General features: G+C 48.1%; 20 protein-coding genes. 10 read left to right on the top strand and 10 right to left on the bottom strand.

Annotated elements, in window-relative coordinates; genetic code table 11:
- Positions 1 to 4: 4 nt before the first annotated feature.
- Together KVT36_RS10610 and KVT36_RS10605 are read right to left on the bottom strand one after the other, a co-directional pair.
- Complete coding sequence (locus KVT36_RS10610) at positions 5 to 1,669, bottom strand: NAD+ synthase (protein ID WP_217603464.1); 1,665 nt, start codon at positions 1,667 to 1,669, stop codon at positions 5 to 7.
- Positions 1,670 to 1,698: 29 nt separating this feature from the next.
- Entirely contained in the window at positions 1,699 to 2,376 is a 678-nt protein-coding gene (locus tag KVT36_RS10605) for a porin family protein (RefSeq protein WP_217603463.1), read from the bottom strand.
- Positions 2,377 to 2,475: 99 nt separating this feature from the next.
- Between KVT36_RS10605 and KVT36_RS10600 the strand changes: the two genes are divergently transcribed.
- Complete coding sequence (locus KVT36_RS10600; protein WP_217603462.1) at positions 2,476 to 3,519, top strand: hypothetical protein; 1,044 nt, start codon at positions 2,476 to 2,478, stop codon at positions 3,517 to 3,519.
- 109 nt (positions 3,520 to 3,628) lie between these two features.
- Here KVT36_RS10600 and apaG read toward each other — a convergent pair whose 3' ends face one another.
- The 5 genes from apaG to KVT36_RS10575 all read right to left on the bottom strand — a co-directional run bounded on the left by apaG (position 3,629) and on the right by KVT36_RS10575 (position 6,634).
- Positions 3,629 to 4,015, bottom strand: a complete 387-nt coding sequence (apaG, locus tag KVT36_RS10595; RefSeq protein WP_089906493.1) for a Co2+/Mg2+ efflux protein ApaG — start codon at positions 4,013 to 4,015, stop codon at positions 3,629 to 3,631.
- A gap of 217 nt (positions 4,016 to 4,232) precedes the next feature.
- The gene (locus KVT36_RS10590) at positions 4,233 to 4,559 is read right to left on the bottom strand and encodes a DUF4157 domain-containing protein (RefSeq protein WP_217603461.1); all 327 of its coding nucleotides are present in this window, start codon (positions 4,557 to 4,559) and stop codon (positions 4,233 to 4,235) included.
- Positions 4,547 to 5,488, bottom strand: coding sequence for a DUF5777 family beta-barrel protein (locus KVT36_RS10585; protein WP_217603460.1), 942 nt, complete (start codon positions 5,486 to 5,488; stop codon positions 4,547 to 4,549). Before KVT36_RS10585 ends, KVT36_RS10590 begins: the two co-directional genes overlap by 13 nt.
- 128 nt (positions 5,489 to 5,616) lie before the next feature.
- Complete coding sequence (locus KVT36_RS10580) at positions 5,617 to 6,165, bottom strand: YceI family protein (protein WP_368670016.1); 549 nt, start codon at positions 6,163 to 6,165, stop codon at positions 5,617 to 5,619.
- Positions 6,166 to 6,271: 106 nt separating this feature from the next.
- Entirely contained in the window at positions 6,272 to 6,634 is a 363-nt protein-coding gene (locus tag KVT36_RS10575) for a hypothetical protein (RefSeq protein WP_217603459.1), read from the bottom strand.
- 223 nt (positions 6,635 to 6,857) lie between these two features.
- On the opposite strand from KVT36_RS10575, the gene murF reads away from it, so the two are divergent.
- The gene (murF, locus tag KVT36_RS10570) at positions 6,858 to 8,141 is read left to right on the top strand and encodes a UDP-N-acetylmuramoyl-tripeptide--D-alanyl-D-alanine ligase (RefSeq protein WP_217603458.1); all 1,284 of its coding nucleotides are present in this window, start codon (positions 6,858 to 6,860) and stop codon (positions 8,139 to 8,141) included.
- 1,087 nt (positions 8,142 to 9,228) lie between these two features.
- Here murF and mce read toward each other — a convergent pair.
- The gene (mce, locus tag KVT36_RS10565) at positions 9,229 to 9,630 is read right to left on the bottom strand and encodes a methylmalonyl-CoA epimerase (protein WP_217603457.1); all 402 of its coding nucleotides are present in this window, start codon (positions 9,628 to 9,630) and stop codon (positions 9,229 to 9,231) included.
- A gap of 161 nt (positions 9,631 to 9,791) precedes the next feature.
- On the opposite strand from mce, the gene KVT36_RS10560 reads away from it, so the two are divergent.
- The 8 genes from KVT36_RS10560 (at position 9,792) to KVT36_RS10525 (ending at position 23,181) form a co-directional block, all read left to right on the top strand.
- A complete protein-coding gene (locus tag KVT36_RS10560) occupies positions 9,792 to 11,006 on the top strand; it encodes an IscS subfamily cysteine desulfurase (RefSeq protein WP_217603456.1) in 1,215 nt (404 codons plus the stop codon).
- Between the two features lie 171 nt (positions 11,007 to 11,177).
- Positions 11,178 to 11,642, top strand: coding sequence for an iron-sulfur cluster assembly scaffold protein (locus tag KVT36_RS10555; RefSeq protein ID WP_089906500.1), 465 nt, complete (start codon positions 11,178 to 11,180; stop codon positions 11,640 to 11,642).
- A 189-nt stretch (positions 11,643 to 11,831) separates the two neighbouring features.
- Positions 11,832 to 14,267, top strand: a complete 2,436-nt coding sequence (gene gldG / locus KVT36_RS10550; protein WP_217603455.1) for a gliding motility-associated ABC transporter substrate-binding protein GldG — start codon at positions 11,832 to 11,834, stop codon at positions 14,265 to 14,267.
- A gap of 78 nt (positions 14,268 to 14,345) precedes the next feature.
- A complete protein-coding gene (locus KVT36_RS10545; protein ID WP_217603454.1) occupies positions 14,346 to 15,293 on the top strand; it encodes a TerC/Alx family metal homeostasis membrane protein in 948 nt (315 codons plus the stop codon).
- 37 nt (positions 15,294 to 15,330) lie between these two features.
- Positions 15,331 to 17,856 carry a bifunctional UDP-N-acetylmuramoyl-tripeptide:D-alanyl-D-alanine ligase/alanine racemase gene (locus KVT36_RS10540; RefSeq protein ID WP_254639944.1) on the top strand — a complete coding sequence of 842 codons (2,526 nt, stop codon included), beginning with the start codon at positions 15,331 to 15,333 and terminating at the stop codon, positions 17,854 to 17,856.
- Positions 17,857 to 17,966: 110 nt separating this feature from the next.
- Positions 17,967 to 18,629, top strand: a complete 663-nt coding sequence (locus tag KVT36_RS10535) for a lipoprotein signal peptidase (RefSeq protein ID WP_217603453.1) — start codon at positions 17,967 to 17,969, stop codon at positions 18,627 to 18,629.
- A 577-nt stretch (positions 18,630 to 19,206) separates the two neighbouring features.
- On the top strand, positions 19,207 to 22,077 hold the full coding sequence (locus KVT36_RS10530; RefSeq protein ID WP_217603452.1) for a TonB-dependent receptor: 2,871 nt from the start codon (positions 19,207 to 19,209) through the stop codon (positions 22,075 to 22,077).
- 135 nt (positions 22,078 to 22,212) lie between these two features.
- Positions 22,213 to 23,181, top strand: coding sequence for a sulfite exporter TauE/SafE family protein (locus KVT36_RS10525; protein ID WP_217603451.1), 969 nt, complete (start codon positions 22,213 to 22,215; stop codon positions 23,179 to 23,181).
- A 69-nt stretch (positions 23,182 to 23,250) separates the two neighbouring features.
- Here the strand turns inward: KVT36_RS10525 and fumC are convergent, their stop codons facing one another.
- Positions 23,251 to 24,651 carry a class II fumarate hydratase gene (gene fumC, locus KVT36_RS10520; RefSeq protein ID WP_217603450.1) on the bottom strand — a complete coding sequence of 467 codons (1,401 nt, stop codon included), beginning with the start codon at positions 24,649 to 24,651 and terminating at the stop codon, positions 23,251 to 23,253.
- A gap of 227 nt (positions 24,652 to 24,878) precedes the next feature.
- Positions 24,879 to 25,655 carry an enoyl-CoA hydratase/isomerase family protein gene (locus tag KVT36_RS10515; RefSeq protein WP_217603449.1) on the bottom strand — a complete coding sequence of 259 codons (777 nt, stop codon included), beginning with the start codon at positions 25,653 to 25,655 and terminating at the stop codon, positions 24,879 to 24,881.
- Positions 25,656 to 25,741: the final 86 nt, after the last annotated feature.

Below are 25,741 nucleotides of genomic sequence, written 5' to 3'. Positions count from 1 at the left end.
AAACCTAACTCAAATACTTTCCCACGATCGGCACTCTCCGGCCTACGCCAAATGCCTTGGACGATACACGGATAATAGGGCAGAACTGGTTACGCTTGTATTCATTGGTGTTCACCAGCTTCAGCGTACGGTCTACCAGCGCGGTATCAAAGCCCAGGGAAATAATTTCACGGGGGCCCTGCCGCCGCTCAATGTACTGGTACAGGATGCGGTCCAGGATGCTGTAATCCGGCAGGCTGTCACTGTCCTTCTGGTTGGGCCGCAGCTCTGCCGACGGGGCTTTGTCAATAATATTGGCCGGTATAATTTCCCGGTCGCGGTTAATATACCGCGCCAGCGCATACACCTGCATTTTGTATACATCGCCCAGCACAGAAAGGCCGCCGGCCATATCGCCGTACAAGGTACCGTAACCGGTGCTCAGCTCACTTTTATTGGAAGTGTTCAATAAAATATATCCGAATTTGTTAGAAAGGGCCATCAGCAAATTACCTCTTATGCGCGACTGCAAATTTTCTTCCGCCAAACTAAAGGGCAATCCCTTAAAATGCGGTTCCAGCGTGTTTAAAAAGCTTTCGTAAATATCGCTGATGCGGATGATATCATGTGGATTGTCTAAATTCTTTGACAGCGCCACCGCATCATCCACAGAATGCTCGGTAGAGTAAGGCGATGGCAGCAGGATAGCCCGTACATTATCCTTGCCCAAGGCTTCGCAGGCAATGGCCAGGGTAACGGCGCTGTCTATACCGCCGGATGATCCCAGGATGGCTTTGGTAAAACCCATCTTGCCAAAATAATCGCGGATGCCCAGCACCAGCGCCTGGTAAATACGGTCTATATTATAATCAAAAACCAATTCTTTAACAGGCGTGTGTGCTACCACCGGCGCGGGTTTGGTGGATTGCAGCAGCTCATCCAGCTCCAGGGTGTAGCCGGCTTCCTCGAAATAAGGCAGCTCTTTTACAATATTACCCTGCGCATCAAACACCAGGGAGCCGCCGTCAAACACGATCTCTGTTTGTGATCCCACGGTACAGCTATACAGCATGGGCAGCTTATATTTCATCACATTAGCGCGGATAATTTCTTTACGGTCCTGGTCATGATCATAATCAAAAGGACTTGCGGAAATATTGATCATTACATCCGGCTGCTGCAGTATGAGCTGGTCCATGGGGCAAATGCGGTACAGCGGGTTATCGCCCAGGTTCCAGATATCTTCACAAATGGTAACCGCCAGCTTTTTACCTTTAAAGGGAATTACATTCCACTCATAGGCCGGCTCAAAATAGCGGTATTCATCAAACACATCGTAGGTAGGCAGCAGCGTTTTATGCACCACCTGTTTTACTTCCCCTTCATACAGGAACCAGGCTGCATTAAAAAGGTCCTTCCCTTCCAGCTGTGGATTACGGCAGGGTGCACCTACTATAACGGCTATACGGTCTGTATAGGCTTTAATAGTATCTATAGCAGCGTAACACTTGTTAATGAAATCTTCAAACTCCAAAAAATCACGCGGCGGGTACCCACATACACATAACTCTGAAAACACCACCAGGTCTGCTTCCTGGGCAATGGCATCCTGTATTCCGCTAATGATCTTTTCCGTATTCAGCTCAAAATTACCGATGTGGTAATTCTGCTGCGCCAGTACAATCTTCATAAATATGATTTACGATCTAACATCTAAAATTAAAAATACATGCCTAAGCGTAATGCAAAGCTGTTCATATTCACCTTACCATCATCCCACTTGCTATTGCGTGTTACATCTACAAACCCGTTCTGGAAGGTAAGTCCTGCCACGGCAGCCAGCCGCTCTCCCAGCGGGTATTCAATACCTGCTCCCAATAACATGCCGGCATTAATAGGTGTCAGGGAGCCCAGCACATTTTCTTTTTCGTAGCGCTGGTCCAGGCTGATCACATCGGCCCGGCCCCGGATGGGAAAACCCAGGTAGGTACCAAACTGCCCCCAGAAACCAATACCGTTGTAAGCCGTGGTTTTCAGCTTAATGGTAGCCGGTATTTCAATGTGCTGCAATTTCATCGTGTATTCCGCAGGGTTGGCGTTAAAACGTTCCAGGCCCTTGCCAGCGTCGTATTTAAGGGTGCTGCCGCCCATGCTGATCTGCAGGCCGGTAGCAAAAGCATAATTTCCTTCATCATTCAGTAAAAAATCCACCATCAGGCCGTAGCTCAGTCCCAGGCGGCTGCTGGTACGGTTGGTGCCCGCATCCTGCGGTTTTAGTACGGATATAACCGGGTCCAGCTTAAAACCCAGCCGTACCCTTTCCATGGAAAACCTGCGCTGTGCCTGGCTGTTGAGGCCCAATACCAATAATAACACGATCCAAACGCTGTGCTTCATATAATATTTGGATTTTAGATTATAGATTTATGATTTTAGATTAAGGGCTTAGCGCCGGGCAAATCTAAAATCGTAAATCTAAAATCGTAATTTAAACCGATGCAAAGGTACATTAATAAAACTTCGTGTTTATACGGACCGGCCCTGTTGCTGCTGGTAGTGTTCTCCGCCTGCTCCTCCCGCAAAAAGGCGCCGGATGTAAGCCATATACCGGTAACCGTTAGTATTGCCCGGTTTGATGAGGACCTTGTAAAAATAGACACCAACCAGGTGGCGCCCGGCCTGCAGCAGCTGTACAGCCGTTACCCGCTGTTCCTGCCCACTTATGTGCAGCATATTATGGGGTTTGGCGCCTTTGCAGACAGCAGCCGCCATATTCCACAGCAAATGCGCCTGTTGCTGACCAATAAGGATTTCCGCTACCTGCAGCAGGCCGTGCAAACCAAGTTCCCGGACCTGCACTGGCTGGAGCAGGACCTGGCACAGGGCTTCCGGTACATGAAATATTACTTTCCGCAATTTAAGGTGCCAAAGGTAGTTACCTTTATTTCCGCCATTGGTAACTATGGCGCCGTAACGGTAGATACTTTGCTGGGTGTGGGTTTGGATATGTACATGGGCAGCGATTTCCCGATATATGCTAACCTGCCCGATTACCCGGAGTACATGGTGCGCCGTTTTTCCAAAGAATATATTACCACCAACAGCATGCAGGCCATTACGCAGAACATGTTCCCGCAAGCCGGCGCTAATGCCAAGCTGGTAGAGCAGCTGGTAGCAGCCGGCAAACAGCAGTACTTCCTGGAACAGGTATTGCCGGAAACACCGGATACTATACGTATGGGCTACACGAAACAACAGCTGAAATGGTGTAATGATAATGAGCAAATGATCTGGCAATACTTTATTCAGAACGAGCTGTTATATAAAACCGACTGGCAGGAAGCTATGCACTTTATGGGCGACGGCCCTGCCACGCAAGGCATGCCGGAAGGCTCCCCCGGCCGTATCGGCTACTTTGTGGGAAGGCAGATCGTACGTAAATACATGGAAAGGCATCCTGAAGTAAGCTTACAGCAATTAATGGAAAATAAAGACCTGATGGGAGTGTTTAGTGAATCGAAGTATAGACCGAAGAGGTAATGCTAAACGCTGAATGCTTAACGCTGAACGCTCAAAACATAAAACATAATACCCAAAGCAAAACACGATCAGCGTTAAGCGTTTGGCATTAAGCATTAAGCGTTCGTAATTAATTCAGCTTAAACGGTACTACCATCTGGAACTCAGGGATCTTTACCTCAAACAGTTTTTTGTTGAGCTGATTTTCCATTTGATAAGTTCCATACATTTTGCCGATCTCTGTGCGAAGGTTGGAGCCGGATACATATTGGTAGCTTTCTGAGGGGGCCAGTAAAGGCTGCACGCCTACTACGCCCTCTCCTTCTACCTCGCGGTGGGTACCGTTGGAATCAATGATGTACCAATGACGGCGCAGGAGCTTGATGGGGAAGGTGTTATTGTTCTCAATGGTGATCCGGTAAGCAAACATGTATTCACTTCCAACTGGGTTGGAATAATCAGGTTGGTAGAATGTCTCCACACTGATCGTGATACCTTCTGTTACCTTCTTTACCATAAGAGCCGTTCCTTTAACGTAAAAATAAGGAAAATTAATCCAGCAGGAAATAAATTTATATGCTATTTAAACAGACTTTAACCGGGCTTTAACAGTCTGTAGCAGGGGTTGCCGCTTACTAATTGTAAGCGCCTCATACTCATAGCAGGTCCGCTCCGGGCCAACAAAAACACCGCCTTTCACTTCGTATAGCCCTACACTAACTGCTAACGGCTAACTACTCAATCTCCACTCCCGCTAACATCCCCTCGTCTTTTTCTGCCAGCCGGGCCTCCACCTCAAACCGGTTATTATAATAGCCACGGCGCCGGTACTCCAGCAGGTACAGCCACAGAAAGCGCCAGAAACCATAACTGCGGAATTGCCGCACATGGCACACCTCATGCCGCAGCCAGGCCACATCTGCCAGAAAAGCCTGCCGGTTCACCCCATGCAGGTGAATGGTACGGCCCAGTACCATAGCTAACCGGGCGCTGTCCATTTTACGGGCAGCACGCCCGGCCAGCCAGGAACGCTCTTTAATACGACAAATTATTTTTTCCAATCCCTTTTACCAAATAGCGAAAATCTCCGTGAAATATTGAAACCCCAACGGAACTGCCCCTGTAGCCAGGATGACTTGGTTTCACCAATGAACTGGTTTTCCAGTATAGCCGTTGAGTTAGTAAAGTTAACACTAAACACGTGACCACCGGTTTCTATTTCCAGCCCCGCACCCAGCGGGTTATAGAACTTCACACCCAGGGATTTGTAATAATCCTTGCTGGCCTGGTTGCGGAAGGGATAATAGTATTCTGCAATGAAAGCCAGTCTTTTAGACAGCTTGATACGGCCGCTGCCGCCCAGCGCAAACATATCATTCATATCCATATAACCCACCCGGTTGCGGTGAATGTAGGTAGGCGACAGGGTAAGGGATACCAGGTCCGCAAACTTCCGGGCAATGATCACCTGGCCTACGTAGGTCATACGGTCCGTAAATTCATCAAAATGGCTGGCAGAGGTCAGCGCATCGTTAGAGGTCATGGTGCTTACCGTAACATTACCAAACAGAGATACTGATACCGGGATATGGTTATCCGTAGTTTGTTTCAGCAAACGGTATTTAGCCAATCCTTCAAAGATCTGCGACAGGTCGCCGGAGCCTTTGGCACGGCTGATGCCCACCATCAGGTCATCTGAAATACCATATTCAAACGCAATGCGTATATCCGTAGAGTTATCCAGTCCAAAAGCAGTTTTACCGCCGCCAAATTCGCCGCCGGCATCGCCGAAACGGTGCGCCACCCTGAAATCCAGCTCATGTTTCTTCAGCGTTTCATTGGAATGGCCCATAATAATACGGGTAGATTTAAAAGTACCGATCACCGGTTTGTGACCAGTAGAATCCTCGAACATTTTGCTCAGGTCGTCCTGTGCGCGGCATACCATGCTTAAGCTACAGCAGGCAAATAATAGCGGTAAAATTCTCATAATATAATTTGTGATGGTTGTACTAGGTGTTATTATTGGTTGTTCAGATACCAGGGAAACTTTTTTTACGGCCGATGGCTATACGGCCATTACGCACATATAGCCATTGAGCCGGTAACCGTTGCAGGCTATTTGCCGGATGCAGCATAGGTTGCATTTACCGTTACTTCTACTACTTCAGCAATGTTCTTTATTACCAGCGTCGGTATCTTGATCTTATGATCTTCCAGGCGGACATTAAATTTAGACAGGGTAGTGACCTTACCATTCTGTACGGTGATGGTGGCTTTTTCCTTATAGGTTTTATCCACACCGTGCAGGGATAGAACACCCTCCACCGTTACATCGTAAGTGCCGTCCTTAGTGATGTCTACCGGGCTGGAAAATTTCCCCTTATACTCTGCATAGGGATATTTTTCTGTTTCCAGGTAGTTCTCATTAAAGTGCTCCTCCATCAGTTTTTTCCTGAACTTGAAAGAGCTTACCGGCACCTTGAAATACACCGCGCCTGTTTTGGCGTTGATGGCAGATACCCCTTTGTCTGTCTTGGCCTCAATGTCTTCCATCGGAGCAGATGAAAAGAAAGATAGATTGGCATTGCGGCAGGAGTAAATATCCTGTGCGTAAACATTCACTGTTCCTAAGAGAACAACAATAGCAAAAAGAAGTCGTTTCACCTTGATACAATTTTTAATTAAAGACTTATACGAACTACCTGATCCGGGATCAATGACCCAATAGGATGTAGCAATACCGGACCGGCAGTTCTATTGTTCATTGTTCTTATTCCGGCATTCCTTTCGATATCCAGCAGTTAATGGAGTCGCGCATTCCCGCTCCCAATGCGCCACGGGGTGGCATATTCGCCTGGGCGCTGGTAACGCGCAGCCGGAATGTTGCTTCATTACCACTTACAAAATTTCTGAACTTTTCCAGTGTGGAAAAGTCGGCTCCCGCAGGTGCGGTAGCTCCGCTGTGACACCGGGTACAGTTGGATTGGATAATTCCGTAAACGTACGCGGCTGGGATCTGCTTACTATCACAGTCCACGGTATGCGGCCCGCTATCGGGGGCTATGGCTTCTTTGTTGGTACAGCTATACACTGCTACAGCGAGTAGGCTAATCAATAAAAGATATGTCTTCATTACTAGGCAAAATGGTTTGATGAAAAAAAATGGTTATTATTTGGTTTTAAATTGTGAACAATATTTTTTTACAAAACCCGATCTTTATTGGATCATTGGCCGACGGATAGTGCTCCGGCTAAGCAATCAGTATTTAATACGGTAACAAATTAAAAACGGTTGCCTCTATCGGGAAGAATAACGCAGCACGGCAACATAAATTATATTTTAAATATATTTGTATATGACAAGTATTGACGAGCTCTATGCTTTTTACCAGCAACATCCTGCTGTTCAGACGGATACACGCAAGCTTAAAGCCAACGATATTTTCTTTGCGCTTAAAGGACCTAACTTTAACGGCAACGCCTATGCTGAAGCAGCATTGCAGGCTGGTGCTGCATTAGCGGTAATAGATGAGGAAGCATATTACACACAGCCGGAAAAAATGATGCTGGTAAAAGATGCCCTGCATACCCTGCAGGAGCTGGCATTGTGGCACCGCCGGCAGCTGAACATACCTATACTGGCCATTACCGGCACTAACGGTAAAACCACTACGAAAGAGCTGGTGAGCACTGTGCTGGCCAGCACCTACAAAACAGTGGCCACCGTTGGTAACCTTAATAATCACATTGGCGTACCGCTTACGCTGTTGAGCATACCCGCCGGTACGCAGATAGCCGTAATAGAAATGGGCGCTAACCACCAGCATGAAATTGAAGCCTACTGCCGCATAGCCCTGCCCACACACGGTATTATTACTAATATTGGTAAGGCCCACCTGGAAGGCTTTGGCAGCGAAGAAGGGGTGCGCAAGGCCAAAGGCGAGCTGTATGATTATTTGCGGGAGCATGACGGCACCGTGTTTGTATGCAACCAATACCCTTACCTGCTGGACATGAGCAAGGGTATGATGGAAGTGATCACCTACGGTGAAAAAGAGGCCGACTTTACCGGCCGCCCCCTGGCAGAAAGCGCATTCTTAGGAGTGCAGGTAACCAGCGATGAAGAAGTAGGCACGCTGCAAACCCGGCTTACCGGCGCCTATAATTTTCCCAATGTAATGGCCGCAGTAGCCGTGGGCCTGTATTTCAACGTACCGCCGGCTAATATCAAAGCAGCTATTGAAGGTTATGTGCCCTCCAACAACCGCTCCCAGGTGATACAGCAGGGCTCCAATACTATTATCATGGATGCTTATAATGCTAATCCATCCAGCATGAAGGCCGCTATTGAAAATTTTACCGGTATTAATGCAGCTAAAAAGGTATTGCTGTTAGGCGCTATGATGGAGCTGGGAGCAGATAGTGTAAAGGAACACCAGGCCCTGGCCGATCTGCTGCAGCGCACACACTGGCATGCCGTGGTATTGGTAGGAGGTGATTTCAGTAAAATAAACCAACCCTATGTATACCTGGACAATGCAGCAGCAGCGGCTAACTGGCTACAGCAGCAGCAGTTCACGGATACTTATATTCTTGTTAAAGGCAGCCGCAGCATGGGAATGGAGAAGGTGATCGGCTGATGTGCTGTTTTTGCTAACAAAAAATGCCTGCCGGATTGAAGCCTGGCAGGCATTTTTGATTGTCAAATATTCCCAATAGAAACTAGCATTTCAGCTTATTATCTCAATTGCATATCCTCCACAGCACACTATTCCACCTACACATCAAACCCGCCAGCATATTAGCATAGCAGTACATTCATTCCATAGCTGCACATCAGCAAATTATTCCATTTAAACATCTCAAATCCGCCAGCACCGCACCACATGATTCCACATCCGTATCCTAAAAAAGTTGGCGCTTTAATAAAAAAAAAGACCTGCAAGCTAAAAAACCCGCAGGTGTTCATAACCTATGCCAACTTTAGAGTTCGTTTAAAAAAGCGGGCATAATACCCACTTTCCTAGTTATCTGTAAAACACTCTCGAAGTTCAAATTGAAGTATAAACAAAGCTCGTATGGTCTTTAATCCTTATTAAGGCATTTGTTTATATTAACTAAATCTTTCCATCAATTAACTCTGCACTATACTACTTACGTTAACATTAACATGTTTGGATTTAATAAAATGGAATTTTTTTTATCAATAACAAAAAACTGGTAATCAGTATGTAACACTGTTAAAAAGTTTACCTAATAATTTTAGTAGAACTTGCAGGCTGGAGAATAGCTTATCTAAACAGGCACAGCGGCACAGATAACTTGCCCAGAGGGCAGTGATACTGGTATGCTTCCCTCCTAAAAAGGCTCCGTAATTGCTGCGACATTGCTGCGCAACTCCTCCCCCCTACATAAAACCCCACATCATTTTTACCACAATTTTCAACATCCCAGTCTCAATCATCCCACTTCTTACCGCTTACTTCCCACTTTTACATCCTGCATCTTACCTCTTCAACTCCATGTGTTTCCCATGAGTTTCTCATGAGTTTCTCATGAGTTTCCCTACTAAATCCCATGTTTTTCCCTGGTGAATCCCTAGTGAAGTCCATGTCAGGGGATGGTTAAACAGGCTAAACTACTCATTTAACCATCCCCTCCACCATATTTACCCAATTCCATCCTCCAACATCCATCTGCACATCCGCATATCTGCATATCTGCGCATCACTTCCGCTCCTGGCACAGCTCCACCAGCACCCCGCTCGTATCCTTCGGGTGCAGGAAACACACCAGCTTATTATCCGCCCCCTGCCTGGGCTTATCTTGTAAAAGGGTGAAGCCTTCCGCAGCAAGTCGTTGCATTTCTTCCTCAATATTGCTTACCTCAAAGGCAATATGATGTATGCCCGCGCCTTTTTTGGCAATAAACCGGGCAATCACGCTATCCGGTCCCATGGCTTCCAGCAGCTCCACCTTGCTCTCGCCCTGGCGGAAAAAAGCCGTCTGCACCTGCTCGCTCTCCACCGCCTCCTGCTTATAACAGGGGCTGTTCAGCAGCTTTTCAAATAAGGGAATAGCATCCGTAAGGGAAGCCACGGCAATGCCAATATGTTCTACTTTTAACATGCATGTGTTATTTAGCAGGGGCAAGTTCCCAAAAAATTCCCAATCCATAGAGGCATTCTATTTGCCTATTGTATTTATAGATGGGCCTAACAGGGCATCAATGCAAGTTTCGTCGTAAATTTGATTAACATCGTTTAGAATTACATTAAGATCAAACCGTCATGTTAAAGCTACCGATATACCTGGACAATAACGCTACCACCCCCTGCGATCCCCGTGTGGTGGAGGCTATGCTGCCTTATTTCACCGAAACTTTCGGCAATGCAGCCAGCCGTAACCATCCTTTTGGCTGGGCAGCAGAGGAGGCAGTGGACTTTGCCCGGGAACAGGTGGCTAAGCTGATAGGCGCCGATCCCAAGGAGATCATTTTCCCCTCCGGCGCCACAGAATCCGATAACCTGGCCCTTAAAGGCGTGTTTGAGATGTACGCCGCCAAAGGCAATCACATAATTACCACCGCCACAGAACATAAAGCCGTGCTGGACACCTGCAAGCACCTGGAAAAACAGGGCGCGCGGGTCACCTACCTGGGTGTGAACAGCGAAGGCTTTATAGACCTGAAGGAGCTGGAAGCCGCCATTACGCCTGCCACCATCATGGTAGCCGTGATATATGCCAATAACGAGATAGGTGTTATAAACCCCATGCGCGACATCAGCGCCATTACCCGCCGCCATGGCGTGCTGTTAATGACGGATGCCACACAGGCCGTGGGCAAGATACCGGTGGATGTGAACAAAGATGGTATAGACCTGATGGCCTTTAGCGCCCATAAAATGTATGGCCCCAAAGGGGTAGGCGCACTGTATGTACGCCGCAAATCGCCCCGGGTAAAGGTAACCGCCCAGCTGGATGGCGGCGGCCATGAAAGAGGCATGCGCTCCGGTACGCTGAATGTGCCGGGCATAGTGGGTTTCGGAAAAGCCTGTGAAATATGCCAGCAGGAAATGGAAGAAGACGGCAAACACCTGCAAATATTAAGGGACAAGCTTGAAAAAGCATTACTACAGCTGGAAGAATCTTACCTGAATGGCGCCCCCAACCAGCGCCTGCCCCATGTAAGCAATATTTCATTTAAGTATGTGGAAGGTGAAGGCCTGCTGATGGGCTTCAACAAAAGCATTGCCCTTTCCTCCGGATCGGCCTGTACCAGCGCCTCCCTGGAACCCAGCTATGTGCTGAAGGCACTGGGCCTGGGCGATGATCTGGCCCACTCCTCCCTGCGTTTTGGACTGGGCCGTTTTACTACAGAGGAACAAATAAACTATACCATACAAGCCGTTACAGATGCGGTGAACCGGCTGCGCGCCATTAGCCCCCTCTGGGAAATGTTTAAAGATGGCATAGACCTTGACACTATACAATGGGCGCATTGAGATTTTAGATCTTAGATTTAAAGGGACAAATACAACTAACATAACAATCGCCTCAGGCGAAATCTAAAATCGCAGATCGAAATGGCATGAAAGGGGGGTGTGTATTAATCAATCACTGCTTACATTAGTTAAGTAAAAAATCTGCAATCGTTTATTTAAATATATATCAGTATGGCTTACTCGGAAAAAGTACTGGAGCATTATAACAACCCGAAGAACGTAGGCTCGCTGGACAAAAACAGTAAAGCAGTAGGAACCGCGCTGGTAGGGTCTCCGGAGCATGGACACAGTGATATAATGCGTTTACAGATCGAGGTAAATCCCGTAACGCAGGTGATCACTGACGCCAGGTTCAAGACCTTTGGCTGCGGATCTGCTATCGCAGCATCCTCCCTGGTAACAGAATGGCTGAAAGGCAAAACTATCCATGAGGCATTACGGATCGATAACATGGATATTGTAGAAGAGCTGAACCTGCCGCCCGTAAAGCTGCACTGCTCTGTGCTGGCTGAAGAAGCCATCAAAGCCGCAGTGAATAATTACCGGTACAAGAACGGCCTGGAAGCCCTGGTGCTGGAAGAAGAGGAGGAAGAATACGAAGAAGAAGAGGAAGAAAGCGAAAGCGCGTTCCACTAATCCAACCATTACTGCATGCCCCTGCAGGCAGCAGGTAGTAACCAACTACCTGTAGCCACTACCTTTCACTCCCCCATCTGCACTTTCCTATAGTAACCCACTGACTTACAATTACAACCTTTGTTCCCCTTTTAAAATAATAAGTACAGATTTCCACCGTTCTAATATATTTGTACTTTTATTAATGCTATGATAGCCATCTTCAGAAAGGAAATACATCAGTTCTTCAGCAGTATCACTGGCTATGTGGCCATCATCCTTTTTTTACTGGCAAACGGGCTGCTGCTCTTTGTATTCCCGGATACCAGCCTGCTGGACTTTGGTTATGCCAACCTGGACCCGCTTTTTGAGCTGGCGCCCATCATTTACCTTTTACTGATCCCGGCCATTACCATGCGCAGCTTTGCAGATGAGTTCCGGTCCGGCACCATAGAGCTGCTTAGCACCAAACCCCTTACCTGGTGGCAGATAGTGCAGGGTAAGTTCTGGGCCAGCGCATTAATTGTATTGATATCGCTCATTCCCACACTGGTATATTATTTAGCCATTCAGCAGCTCAGCGCACCCACTGTGCACCTGGACAATGGCGGCATTGCCGGCTCTTACCTGGGCCTGCTGCTGCTGGGTATTGTGTTCACCGCCATTGGCATCTGGGCATCCTCCCTTACGGGCAATGCGGTGGTAGCCTTCCTGGTAGCGGTTTTCACCTGTTTCCTTTTTTATAATGGGTTTGATGCGTTGAGCAAGATCCCTGCCTTTTCCGGCGGGGCGGATTATTACCTGCAAATGGCCGGTATAAAATTCCATTACACCTCCATTAGCCGGGGCGTAATAGATAGCCGGGATGTGATCTATTTTGCCAGCGTAATTGTGCTGATGCTGTTCCTCAGCAAGTTATCCCTGCAGCGCCGGGTATGGCAAAGCTCCGGCAACCAGAAAAAGTACCTGCAGCGCGCGCTGGTAATAGTAGCGGTTTTAATAGGCGTAAATGTGGCAGCAGCGTATATACATGGCCGTGCGGACCTTACTGCCGAAAAAAGATATACCCTGGCCCCCTCCACCAAACAATTATTACGCGGGCTGGATAGCACCGTTACCATAGAAGTGTTCCTGAAAGGCGATTATCCCGCAGCCTTTAAACAGCTGGCGCAGGCCACGGAAGAGCTGCTGAGCGAGTTCCGGGAATATGGCGGCAAAAACATCCGCTTCTCTTTCCAGGGCCCCGGCCAGGGCATGGCAGACAGTGCACGGGCGGCCTTTCAGCAGGAGCTGGTAGCCAAAGGTATCATGCCTTTTAACCTGCAGGTGCAGCAGGATGCCAATGAAGGTTTTTCCGAAAAGCTTATTTTCCCCGGCGCCCTGGTGCATTACAAGGATAAAAGCATTGGCGTAAACCTGCTGAAAAGCCAGGGCGGGCAGGATCCTACGGCCGCTATGAGCAATTCAGAAGCGCTGCTGGAATACCAGTTCATTAACGCCATTTACAAACTGCAGCAACCCCGCAAACCGCTGGTAGGTTATATGCTGGGCAACGGGGAATCTTTAGGCGCAGAGGTGTACGATGCACTTACCACCGTGCAAAGCAATTACCAGCTGGATACTTTTTCCCTGCAGGGCAATAGCCACATTCCCCGCGATTTTGACCTGCTGCTGTTTGCAAGGCCTACACAAAAATTCACGGATGATGATAAGCTGAAAATAGACCAGTATGTAATGAGGGGCGGCAAAGTGCTGTGGTGCCTGGATGTGTTGAATGCCAGCATGGACAGCCTGCAGCAGCAGAATTCCTTTATTGCATTTGACCGGGGCCTGAACCTGGAAGACCTGCTGTTCCGTTACGGGGTACGCATTAACCCGGACCTGATAGAGGATCTGCAGTCAGACCTGGTGCCGCTGGTAGTAGGTAATATGGGCAACAAACCGCAGATACGGCCGGTACCTTTCCCTTACTTCCCGCTGCTGTCGCCCACCGGCAGCCATCCTATTGTAAAAAATATGGATCTGGTGCTGAGCCATTTTACCAGCTCTATTGATACTATTAAAGGAGAAGATGTTACTAAAACTATCTTGCTCACCTCCTCCCGCAGCAGCCGCAGCATACGTACCCCGGCAGAAATAAGCTGGGAAAGTGTGCGCACCAAACCTAACCCGCGCGATTACCGGCAGGCTTACCTGCCCGCCGCCGTGCTGCTGGAAGGCCGTTTTACCTCCCTGTTCCGCCACCGGCTGGATAAAGCGCAGCAGGCTGCTGTGGAAGTGGCCTCCGGCGAACCTTTCCGCGACAAGGCAGATACTGTCAATAAAATGATCGTGATCAGCGATGGTGATATTATTACCAATGCCGTATCCCGTAAGGATGGGCCGCTACAAATGGGCATCAATTCCTTTAACCCGGATTTTGTATTTGCCAATAAAGAATTTTTCCTGAACTGCCTGGAATACCTCACCAACACCTCCGGCATTATGGAAACGCGCAATAAAGAAGTAACCCTGCGCCTGCTGGATGCGCAAAAAATAAAACAGGAACGCACCAAATGGCAGGTCATCTGTTTCCTGGCGCCCGTAGGCCTGATCCTCTTATTTGCCATGGTATTCCAGTTTATACGTCAGCGTAAGTTTGAGTAGCGGCCCCTGCTGTCTATGGTCCATGGACCATAAACTAAATCTATTATCTTTGCCATTCACTAAATACTAAACGGCTGCATGACACCCACACAGTGGACGTATCTAATTTTTGGCATCGTTATCGTCCTGGCGCTGATCTTTGACCTGGGTTTATTAAGTAAAAAGTCTACTACTGTCTCTATTAAAAAAGCATTGTTGCAAACCTCTTTCTGGGTAGGTTTGTCATTAGTCTTCTTTGCATTTGTGTGGTATGAGAACGGGCATGAAACAGCCATCAACTATCTGAGCGCCTACCTCATGGAATGGTCGCTTTCTATTGATAATATTTTTGTGTTCATCCTCATCTTCGGATTCTTTAAAATAAAAGAAAGCAGTTATGCGCGTGTGCTGCTCATCGGCATCCTCATGGCCATTGTGTTACGCGCTGTTTTTATCACAGTTGGCGCCGCGCTCATAGCCCGCTTCAGCTGGATCCTGTATGTATTTGGCGCCTTCCTGGTGTATACCGGCATTAAAATGTTCGTAGTAGATCAGGAAGAGGAGTTTAAACCGGAGGAAAATATTGCCTACCGGTTTATGAGTAAATACATGCGCATTACGCATGAAGAGCCGCACGGCCGTTTCACCGTTAAAAAAAATAATAAAGTATATTTCACCAATCTCAGTATAGTAGTGGTAATGCTGGCGGTAACTGATGTGCTGTTTGCGCTGGATTCCATTCCGGCCGTATTTGCCATTTCGCAGGAGCCGCTGGTGGTGTATACTTCCAATATCTTTGCTGTGCTGGGCCTGCGCTCCCTGTTCTTCCTGTTACGGGGTGCAGTGGACCAGTTTGATTACCTGCAGCAGGGTATTGCCATTGTACTGATATTTATAGGTGTAAAAATGCTGGCAGAAATATTCCATTTTCATATGCCGGTATATGTGTCGCTCATAGTGATTGTATGCTGTTTGGGCGGCGCTATCCTGTACTCCATTTATCATAACAAGAAGGGAGCAGGGGAAAAGGTAACTTCAGAAAAGTAATTCAGGCGCATTGGCAGGTAAAGAGTCAGCCTGCCCGATGCCAACAGACAGAGAAACTATGTATAACGCAGCAAGTATCAGTAAGGTCCTGAAAGGAGAACTTTTACAGGACGCAGGAGCACCGGAGATAGCGCATATTTTGCTGGACAGCAGGAAATTGATCTTTCCGGAGACCTCGCTTTTTATTCCAATCGTCAGCACACGGCGCAATGCTCACCAGTACATCCCCGAATTATATGAAAAAGGGGTACGTAACTTCCTGGTAAGCGAGCACCTGCCGCTGGAGCTGTACCCTGATGCTAACATCATCCTGGTAAAAGATACCCTGCAGTCCCTGCACACGCTGGTAGCCTGGCACCGGCAGCAGTTCCACATTCCTGTAATAGGCATTACCGGCAGTAACGGTAAAACCATTATAAAGGAATGGCTGTTCCAGCTGCTGGAAAAGGATTACAATATTGTACGCAGCCCCAAAAGCTATAACTCGCAAATAGGCGTGCCCTTATCCGTATGGCAAATGGACGCCGCCAACCAGCTGGCCATTTTTGAAGCCGGCATTTCCCAGCCCGGTGAAATGGAGCACCTGGAAAAGATCATCCGCCCTACCATCGGTATTTTTACCAACATAGGCGACGCGCATAATGAAGGCTTCCTGAACCGGCGCCAGAAGATCAATGAAAAGCTGGTGCTGTTTGCCAAAAGCGATGTGCTTATTTACAGTAAAGATTACCTGGAGCTGAATGAATGTGTGCTTCAATTTCACTCGCAGATCGGCAAACGGGATAACCAGCAGGGCTTACAGCTGCTGGCCTGGTCGCGCAAAACAGATGCAGACCTGCGCATTATCAGTGTAGATAAGGATCATGCCTGCACCCGTATTGATGCGCTGTACCAGAACGCGCCCATCTATATCAGCATTCCTTTTGTAGATGAAGGTTCCGTGGAAAACGCCATTCACTGCTGGGCGCTGATGCTGTATCTGGGTATTGATCACCAGGTGATTCGCCAGCGGATGGACCTGCTGGGTAATATCGCCATGCGCCTGGAGCTGAAACAGGGCATTAACAACAGCTCTATCATTAACGACAGCTATAACTCCGACCTGGGATCGCTGGCCATTGCGCTGGATTTTTTACAGCAGCAGCAACAGCACCCTACGCGTACGGTTATACTCAGTGATATTTTGCAAAGCGGCCGTAGTGATGCTTCCCTGTATGAGGAAGTAGCCGGCATGCTGAAGAAAAAAGGTATCCAGCGCCTTATTGGCATTGGCAAGAATATTAGCCGGGAAACGCGCGCCTTCCAGGATATACCAGGCTTAAAAGGCCAGTTCTTTCCCACTATGGAAGCGTTTATCCAGCAGTTCAGCCAGCAGGATTTTCAGCATGAGACCATTTTGCTGAAAGGCGCCCGCCCGTTCAAGTTTGAGCGTATTGGCAAGCTGCTGGAGCATAAAGTGCATCAGACCATCCTGGAAATTAACCTGAGCGCCATCACACATAATGTAAAACAATACCAGGCGCTCCTGAAGCCGGAAACCAGGTTAATGGCCATGGTAAAGGCTTTTTCCTACGGCAGCGGCAGTTTTGAAATAGCCAACCTGCTGCAGTTCCATGGCATTGATTACCTGGCCGTAGCTTATGCGGATGAGGGGGTAGAGCTGCGCCGCACCGGTATTACCATGCCCATTATGGTCATGAACCCGGAGCCCAGCTCTTTTGACGCCATTCTGCAATGGAACCTGGAGCCGGAAATTTACTCCCTGCTGCTGTTGCAGCAGTTTGAGGAAGAAGTGCGTACCAGCGGTAAAACAGATTTTCCCATTCACGTGAAGCTGGATACCGGCATGCACCGCCTGGGATTTGATAAAAAGGATATTCCTGCCCTGGCCCGCATTCTTACAGAGAACGGGCAGCTGAAAGTGAAGTCTATTTTCAGCCACCTGGCTGCCAGCGAAGACCCTGCCATGGACGAATTTACCCGCCGGCAGGGCCGCCTGTTCTATGAAATGAGCCACGAGCTGCAAAAAGCGCTGGGGTATATTGGCATACGCCATATAGCTAACAGCGCCGCCATACAGCGCCACCCGGACCTTCAGCTGGATATGGTGCGCCTGGGCATTGGCATGTATGGTATTGACAGCGGTAACGGTGAAATGCAGGAAAAGCTGCAAAATGTAAGCACCCTTAAAACCACTATTGCCCAGCTTAAATACCTCTCCGAAGGGGAAACCGTAGGTTACGGCGCCAAATGGACCGCCCCTGGCCCGGCTGTAATTGCCACGGTTCGTATAGGCTATGCCGATGGATACCCCCGCTCCCTGAGCAATGGGGTAGGGAAGATGCTCGTGCGCGGGCAGCTGGCCCCGGTAGCCGGTATAGTGGCCATGGATATGCTGATGCTGGATGTAACCCATATTCCTGAAGTAGCGGAAGGTGATGAAGTGATCGTTTTTGGGCAGCAGCTGCCCGTTCAGCAGATAGCCTCCTGGGCAGGCACTATTCCTTATGAGATCTTAACCGGGATCTCCCAGCGGGTAAAAAGGATTTATTTTGAAGAGTAATACCGCTTTCCACTTTAAATAAATCTATTATTTTTGGTAAAATTTGTGTTCCTTCAAAACAGCCGTTACCGGTACAGTTTTGCGGTTTACATAAACAGCACTAAACCATTATGAAATATCGTCACGTCATATTTATCGTAGTACTGATCCTGATCATAGACCAGGCGCTGAAGTTTTGGATAAAAACCCACCTGTATATGCAGCAGGAGTTTGTGATCCTCCCTAACTGGTTCCGCATTCATTTCATTGAAAATGAAGGGATGGCGTATGGCTTAAAGTTCGGAGGAGACTTCGGTAAAATATTGCTGACCTTATTCCGCCTGGTAGCTGTGGTAATTGGTTTCTGGTACATGCGCAAGCTGGTAGCCCAGAAATTCCATACCGGCTTGCTCATTTGCGGCTCCCTGATACTGGCCGGTGCAGCCGGCAACCTGATAGACAGTATGTTCTACGGGCTTATTTTCAGCGACAGCAGTTATGATATTGCCCGTTTTATGCCAAAGGAAGGCGGTTATGGCGCCTTTTTACACGGCCGGGTGGTAGATATGCTGTACTTCCCCATTTATGAAGGTTACCTGCCAAAGTGGATCCCTATCAAGGGCGGCGATTATTTTATTTTCTTCCGTCCCGTATTTAATATTGCAGATGCAGCCATTTCTACCGGGGTAATTACCATCCTGGTGTTCCAGCGCCGCTTTTTCAGCAAACGCATGGAAACTACTAACGGTAACGGTTCCCATAGTGAAGCCGTAGTAAATGGCGCAGTAGAATAAAGCGTTCTCCGCCGGTCATTCACAACCTGTTATCACTATGTATGAAAGCTACCTTACTTTTCATCGGTATGGGCGTTTACGTATATGCATTGTCGTTTGCCCAAACATCATCCTCACTTCCGTATAAGAGCAGATAGATAAGAACCTGAAAGATACTTATGGTTACAACATAGAAGCCGGTATGCGCGGCAAGGTGTCAAACCGTTAACCGTCATCAGCATACACATTAGGCTCTTAAGTCAAACCTACATATTAGCATATCAGATCAACCTATTGAAGCATCCCAGCCAGCATATTAGCCTATCAATACATTACTCCTTCTGCACATCTGCATATCAGCATATTTGCACATCTTCTCATTCCCCCTTCTCCCCTCATTTTAGGACTTTTTTTCCGCCTGCTTTGAAAAGTTAATTCCCTTTTATACATTTGTCCACAAATTCTATAGACTATATGATTTTCTGGAGCGCTCATATACAGTATGCCTTTGACCGATGTTGTACAAACAGCGCATCCACAATACATTATTGATCTACACCAACCATACATTAAAAAATTTACTACCAAATAAACTACAATGCAACGAATTAAGTCTACCTGCCTGTGGCTGTTATTACTGCTGCCGCCGGTACTGGCCCAGGCGCAGCTGAATGGCAACTATATTATAGCCGGACGGATCGTAGATGATAAGGGAGAGGCTCTTCCCGGCGCCTCCATCCAGATAAAGAATACTTCTTTTGGCACCACAACAGACAGCACCGGCCATTTTGAGCTGACTACCAATACCAAATTCCCCTACCGGCTGGTAATACGCCTCATGGGCTACCAACCGCAGGAGTTTGATGTACGCAACAGCAACAGCCGCCTGCAGATACAATTATATACCCAATCCTTACTGGTGAATGAAGTGGTGGTATCTGCCAGCCGCCAGCAGGAGAAGCTGTTAAAATCACCGGTAGCCATTGAAAAGCTGGATATACGGGCGCTGAAATCCACACCCGCAGCCTCTTTTTACGATGCTATCGGCAACCTTAAAGGTGTGCAGATGACCACAGCCGGCCTTACCTTTAAAGTGTTCAATACCCGCGGTTTTAACGTGCCCAATAACTTCCGGTTCATGCAGCTGGTAGATGGGGTGGATAACCAGGCCGCTACCCTGGGCGTACCCCTGGGTAACGCCATCGGGCCCACAGAGCTGGATATCCTAAGCGTAGAAGTTACGCCCGGCGCATCTTCCGCCCTGTATGGCATGAACGCCATTAACGGCATGTCCAACCTTGTTACTAAAAATCCCTTTCAGTACCAGGGCGTAAGCGTAATGCAAAAGGTAGCCTTTAATCATTTTGACGGTAAAGGCAGCTCCCCCAAGCCCATCACGGAAACTGCCATCCGTTATGCGCAGGCGATCAATGATAAATGGGCATTTAAAGTGAACTTCAGCTACATGAAGGGTACCGACTGGTATGCCGACAGCCATAACGACTTTAACCCGCAAAGCAAGGCCAATCCTGACTTTCCGCAGCTAAGCGGTGCAGATAATATTGCCAATGATGCGTGGAATAAATATGCGGACCAGACAGATATTGCTATTAAGGATAAAGATGGCCGCGCCTACAATGTGCACCGCACCGGTTACTGGGAAAAAGACCTGGTAGGCGATTATGGCGTAAAGAATGTAAAGGCCGATGCTGCCCTTCATTATAAGATCAATCCTAAGCTGGAATTATCTTATGCCTACCGTGTAGGCCTGATGGATGGCTTCTTTCAGCGTGGTAACCGTATTGGTTTAAAGAACGTGGTAGTACAGAATCACAAGCTGGAGCTGGTGCACAATGATTTTACCCTGCGCTCCTATGTTTCCATTGAAAACACCGGCGACTCCTACAATATGAACCCGCTGGCGGATAACCTGGAGAAATCCTTTAAATCAGATAACCAGTGGAAAGCAGATTATACCACAGCGCTCAATAACGCCCTCACTGCCGCTCCCGGTGACCTGGCAGCCGCTCACCGCGCAGCCCGCGCTGCTGCTGATAACGGCCGCTGGACACCCGGCACCGCTGCATTTGATGCGCAGGTAGCCAAGATCAAAAGCATTAACGACTGGGATATTTACCCGGTATCCAAAGACTCTACCAACAAATCCGGCGGTGCAGCCTTACTGCAAATGAGCCGCTTTTACCATACAGAAGGTACCTGGAACCTGCGCCAGTACGTTCATTTTGCCGATGTGCTGATAGGCGCTGATTACCGTACCTATGAGATCATCCCCGATGGGAACAACTTCGTGGACTTTACCCGCTCGCTGGACAAACGCAACCAGCCCGGCGGAAAACACATCTGGTACGGCAAAGTAGGCGGCTTTGTACAGGCTTCCAAAACCTTCTTTAACGATGCCATTAAGCTCACCGGCTCCTTACGGTACGACAAAAACCAGGAGTTTGGCGGTAAAATAAACCCACGTATAGCCGCAGTATATACTACCAAAGATCAGAAGCACAACATCCGCGTATCCTGGCAGAACGGTTTCCGCTTCCCCTCCCTGTTTGAAGCCTATTCCTTCGTAAACAACGGGCAGGTACGGCGTGTAGGCGGGCTGGCATTTATTGAAGATGGACTGGGTTATTTCAAGAACTCCTTCCTTACCTCTACCGTAACAGCCTTTGGTACAGCTACTAACCGCACCATTAACGCCAACCCGGGTATGACCACTGAAAATGCAGCGGCCCAGAATGCATCTATACTGAAAGTAGCCAACCTGGATCCCATTGTACCTGAACAGATCCACGCATTTGAAGCTGGTTACAAAAGCGTTTTATTTGATAATAAAGTGTTTGTGGATGTAGATGGATATTACAACTCCTATAAACATTTCATAGGCCAGGTAGAAGTAGCTGTGCCGCAAAGCGGGGATGTGAACACCCCTACCTCCGATGTGCTGCTGCAAATGCTGGATAAGAACAAGCAAAACCGCTACCGGGTATGGACCAACAGTAAATCAACCGTGGAAAACTACGGGGCAGCAGTAGCGCTGTCTTACAACTTCTATAAAACCTATACTATCAGCGGTAATGTCAACTACAACAAGCTGGCGCAGGACAAAACCCAGGATGATGCCCTCATTCCCGGTTTCAACACTCCGCGGTGGTTCACCAACGTAAGCTTTGGCAACCGGGCCGTGTTACCCCATGTAGGGTTTAACATTGTATGGCACTGGCAGGATACCTTTTACTGGCAAAACCTGTTTGGCAATGGCGATGTGCCGGCCTACAACACGGTTGATGCACAGGTTAGCTACCAGCTGCCCAAGCTAAGCACCACCATTAAAGTAGGCGGTTCCAATATCTTAAATACCGCTTATTTCCAGTATGTGGGCGGGCCTACCATGCGCGGTTTGTACTATGTAACTATTACGTATGATGGGGTTTTCAAAAAGAAAGGATCTTAATTAAAGAACCAATCATTATAGGACAGGTTCCGGGAATAAAAACCCGGGACTTTTTTTTGTTTTTATTTGGATATCCTGTTTATTCCGTCTACCTTTAGTCTATAATTTATATAGACTATATAACGTTTAAGTATTATGTCGCATAACGAGGTGATAGACAAACTGGAACAACAACCGGCTACGCTGAGAAGGCAGGAAATGCTTATAACGCTGGTAAACGAAGACAATAAGAAAAAGCGTGGCCTGTGGGTAATTATTACCCTGCTGTCAATTGTTACCATAGCCGGCCTGTGGGTCACCTATTATTACAATGTGCCTGCAGCTACCCAAACCCGGGTATATCACTTCATACAATCCCTTTTTACTTCACAGCTATTATTTTATATAGGAGTGGGCTTAGCCGCTCAAATGGTAGATGGCGCCCTGGGCATGGCCTACGGAGCTACTTCCTCCTCCCTGTTACTGGGCCTGGGTATTCCCCCGGCCATTGCCAGTGCCAGCGTGCATGTGGCAGAAGTGTTCACTACCGGTGCTTCCGGCATTGCACACTTTAAGCTGGGCAACGTAAACAAAAAATTATTCTTATACCTGCTTATACCTGGTATGGCAGGCGCTATCATAGGTGCGTACCTGTTATCTGACAAGATTGACGGTGATGTGATCAAACCCTTTATGAGCGCTTATCTTATGATACTGGGTATTATCATCATCAGAAAAGGTTTGCAAAGCCAGCGCCGTAAAAGCAAAGTAAAACGCCTGGGGCCCCTGGCTTTTGTAGGTGGCTTTATGGATGCTATTGGCGGCGGCGGATGGGGGCCCATCGTAACTTCTACCTTACTGAGCAAAGGCCGCACCGTACATTATACTATTGGCTCCGTAAATGCTGCAGAATTCTTCATTTCTGCTTCCAGCGCTGTTACCTTCCTGATCTTCACCGGCATCAGCAGCTGGCAGGTTGTGGTAGGACTGATCATTGGCGGGGTAATAGCATCTCCCTTTGCAGCCATCCTGGTACGTAAGATCAAACGCAAACCGCTCATGATCATGGTGGGTATTATGGTGATCATCCTCAGCCTGCGTACTATCTACTTAAGTATTCATTAAACCGTCTTAAAATAAAAAAGTGCAAATGGGATAACCATTTGCACTTTTTGCATATCTGCACATTTGTAGTTACTTGATTTCTCCTACCATGTTGGCCGGGTCTACCCACTCGTCAAACTGCTCTGGTGTAACATATCCCAGCTTCACCGCCATTTCTTTTAAGGTAGTGCCTTCTTTATGGGCTTTCTGCGCAATCTCTGCTGCTTTGTAGTAACCGATCTTTGTGTTCAGGGAAGTTACCAGCATCAGTGAATTATCAACGTGCTTTTTAATGTTGGCTTCAATAGGCGCTAAACCTTCCGCACATTTATCATTAAAGCTCACACAGCCATCGCCTAACAGGCGGGCGCTGTGCAGGAAATTATAGATCATTACCGGTTTAAACACGTTCAGCTCAAAATGGCCGTTGGCGCCGCCAATACCAATGGCAACATCGTTCCCCATTACCTGTGCGGCTATCATGGTAAGCGCCTCACACTGAGTAGGGTTTACCTTACCGGGCATGATGGAAGAACCGGGCTCATTATCCGGGATGAACAGCTCACCAATACCGGAACGCGGGCCGGAGCTCAGCATACGGATATCGTTGGCTATTTTCATGAGGCTTACTGCTACGGTTTTCAGTGCGCCATGTGCTTCCACAATAGCATCGTGCGCAGCCAGGGCCTCAAATTTATTTTCAGCAGTAATAAAGGGAATGCCGGTAAGGTTGGCAATATGCCGGGCCACATTCACGGAATAGTTCTTCGGGGTATTAATGCCTGTGCCTACAGCGGTACCGCCCAAAGCCAGCTCGCTCAGGTGTGCCAGGGTGTTGTGAATGGCTTTCAGGCCATGATCCAGCTGGGACACATACCCGCTCAATTCCTGGCCTACGGTAAGGGGCGTAGCATCCATAAAATGGGTGCGGCCTATTTTTACCACATGCATAAAGTCCTGCGACTTTTGCGCCAATGTATTCCGCAGTTTCCGGATGCCGGGAATAGTTACCTCTACCAGCATTTTGTATGCAGCAATGTGCATGGCGGTAGGGAACGTATCGTTGGAGGATTGTGATTTATTTACATCATCATTCGGGTGTATCACCTTATCCTTATCAGTAAGCTGGCCGCCGTTGATCACGTGGGCGCGGTAAGCTACCACTTCATTCACGTTCATGTTAGACTGGGTACCGGAACCGGTTTGCCATACTACCAGGGGAAATTCAGCATCCAGCTTGCCTTCCAGGATCTCATCGCATACCTGGCCAATGAGATCGGCCTTTTCTTTGGGCAGCACACCGGCATCCAGGTTGGTAAGCGCGGCCGCTTTTTTCAGATAGGCAAATGCGCGGATGATCTCTTTGGGCATTTTATTAATGTCCTGTGCTATCCTGAAATTGTCAATGGAGCGTTGGGTTTGAGCGCCATAATAGGCCTTTACGGGTACCTGTACCTCGCCCATCGTGTCTTTCTCTATTCTGAATTCCATATGCTTGAATTTTGAGCCACAAAACTATATAAAGAATTAGGAATTACGAATTACGAATTGCGGATTGGGTTGCATTGCAGTGATATTGTGCAACATAGGGCCCTCAGCAAAAAGGCTTTCATTCGTAATTACTCATATCGTAATTGCTTTCAATGGCATTCCCCGCTTGGCGGGGCAGGCTATGTGCCGCTTTGGCGGGGTCGTAATTGACAATTCGTAATTATTAATTATTCTCCGGTGAAGTTCGCTTTCCGTTTCTGTATAAACGCGGCTGCCCCTTCCTGCAGGTCCTGGGTGGCAAAACAGGAAGAAAACTCGTTGATCTCCAGGGCAAAACCATCCACCTCCCCATCCAGGGCGGCGTTGGCGCATTTGATCACCCCGGCTATGGCCAGCGGCGCTTTGGCATGGATCTTTTGCAGTATTTCTTTGGCTTTGTCCAGCAGCGCTTCTTTTTCCACCACATGGTTCACCAGTCCCATGGCATGCGCATCTGCCGCGCTCACCATATCGGCCGTCATCATCAGCTCCAGGGCCCGGCCTTTACCTACCAGCTGCGTAAGGCGCTGGGTGCCTCCGTAACCGGGTATCAGGCCCAGGTTCACCTCCGGCTGCCCGAATTTTGCATTGGTGCTGGCTATACGAAAATGGCAGGCCATGGCCAGCTCACAGCCACCGCCCAGTGCAAAACCGTTCACAGCCGCTATAATAGGTTTCGGACATTCTTCTATACGCTGGAAAATGGTATGCCCTTTTTTAGCTAATGCAGCGCCCTGCTCCGGCGACAGCTCCAGGAACTCAGAGATATCTGCCCCGGCAATAAAAGCCTTTTCACCGGTACCGGTAATAATGGCGCTTTTGATCTCCTTTTTCTTGTACACCTCATCCACAGCCAGTGCCAGCTCATTCATCACGGTTTGGTTCAGGGCGTTCATCTTATCCGGGCGGTTGATAGCTATGATCAAAATATCATCTGTCAGGGTGGTGCTGATGGTTTCGTACATGGTTACTTGTTTTGGTTTTACACAACTAAGTTATTGAATTAGCGCCAACATAAAATGGTGTTACCCGGCCAAAGCCAGTTAACACC

This window comes from Chitinophaga sp. GbtcB8, from assembly GCF_019091455.1.
Classification (GTDB): Bacteria; Bacteroidota; Bacteroidia; order Chitinophagales; family Chitinophagaceae; genus Chitinophaga.
This window is presented reverse-complemented; position numbering and strand designations above follow the sequence as displayed.

Excerpts from the sequence above, each read along its gene's own strand:
- KVT36_RS10610 (WP_217603464.1), bottom strand. The coding sequence starts at position 1,669 with ATGAAGATTGTACTGGCGCAGCAGAATTACCACATCGGTAATTTTGAG.
- KVT36_RS10605 (WP_217603463.1), bottom strand. The coding sequence starts at position 2,376 with ATGAAGCACAGCGTTTGGATCGTGTTATTATTGGTATTGGGCCTCAAC.
- KVT36_RS10600 (WP_217603462.1), top strand. The coding sequence starts at position 2,476 with ATGCAAAGGTACATTAATAAAACTTCGTGTTTATACGGACCGGCCCTG.
- apaG (WP_089906493.1), bottom strand. The coding sequence starts at position 4,015 with ATGGTAAAGAAGGTAACAGAAGGTATCACGATCAGTGTGGAGACATTC.
- KVT36_RS10585 (WP_217603460.1), bottom strand. The coding sequence starts at position 5,488 with ATGAGAATTTTACCGCTATTATTTGCCTGCTGTAGCTTAAGCATGGTA.
- KVT36_RS10575 (WP_217603459.1), bottom strand. The coding sequence starts at position 6,634 with ATGAAGACATATCTTTTATTGATTAGCCTACTCGCTGTAGCAGTGTAT.
- murF (WP_217603458.1), top strand. The coding sequence starts at position 6,858 with ATGACAAGTATTGACGAGCTCTATGCTTTTTACCAGCAACATCCTGCT.
- mce (WP_217603457.1), bottom strand. The coding sequence starts at position 9,630 with ATGTTAAAAGTAGAACATATTGGCATTGCCGTGGCTTCCCTTACGGAT.
- KVT36_RS10560 (WP_217603456.1), top strand. The coding sequence starts at position 9,792 with ATGTTAAAGCTACCGATATACCTGGACAATAACGCTACCACCCCCTGC.
- KVT36_RS10555 (WP_089906500.1), top strand. The coding sequence starts at position 11,178 with ATGGCTTACTCGGAAAAAGTACTGGAGCATTATAACAACCCGAAGAAC.
- gldG (WP_217603455.1), top strand. The coding sequence starts at position 11,832 with ATGATAGCCATCTTCAGAAAGGAAATACATCAGTTCTTCAGCAGTATC.
- KVT36_RS10545 (WP_217603454.1), top strand. The coding sequence starts at position 14,346 with ATGACACCCACACAGTGGACGTATCTAATTTTTGGCATCGTTATCGTC.
- KVT36_RS10540 (WP_254639944.1), top strand. The coding sequence starts at position 15,331 with ATGCCAACAGACAGAGAAACTATGTATAACGCAGCAAGTATCAGTAAG.
- KVT36_RS10535 (WP_217603453.1), top strand. The coding sequence starts at position 17,967 with ATGAAATATCGTCACGTCATATTTATCGTAGTACTGATCCTGATCATA.
- KVT36_RS10530 (WP_217603452.1), top strand. The coding sequence starts at position 19,207 with ATGCAACGAATTAAGTCTACCTGCCTGTGGCTGTTATTACTGCTGCCG.
- KVT36_RS10525 (WP_217603451.1), top strand. The coding sequence starts at position 22,213 with ATGTCGCATAACGAGGTGATAGACAAACTGGAACAACAACCGGCTACG.
- fumC (WP_217603450.1), bottom strand. The coding sequence starts at position 24,651 with ATGGAATTCAGAATAGAGAAAGACACGATGGGCGAGGTACAGGTACCC.
- KVT36_RS10515 (WP_217603449.1), bottom strand. The coding sequence starts at position 25,655 with ATGTACGAAACCATCAGCACCACCCTGACAGATGATATTTTGATCATA.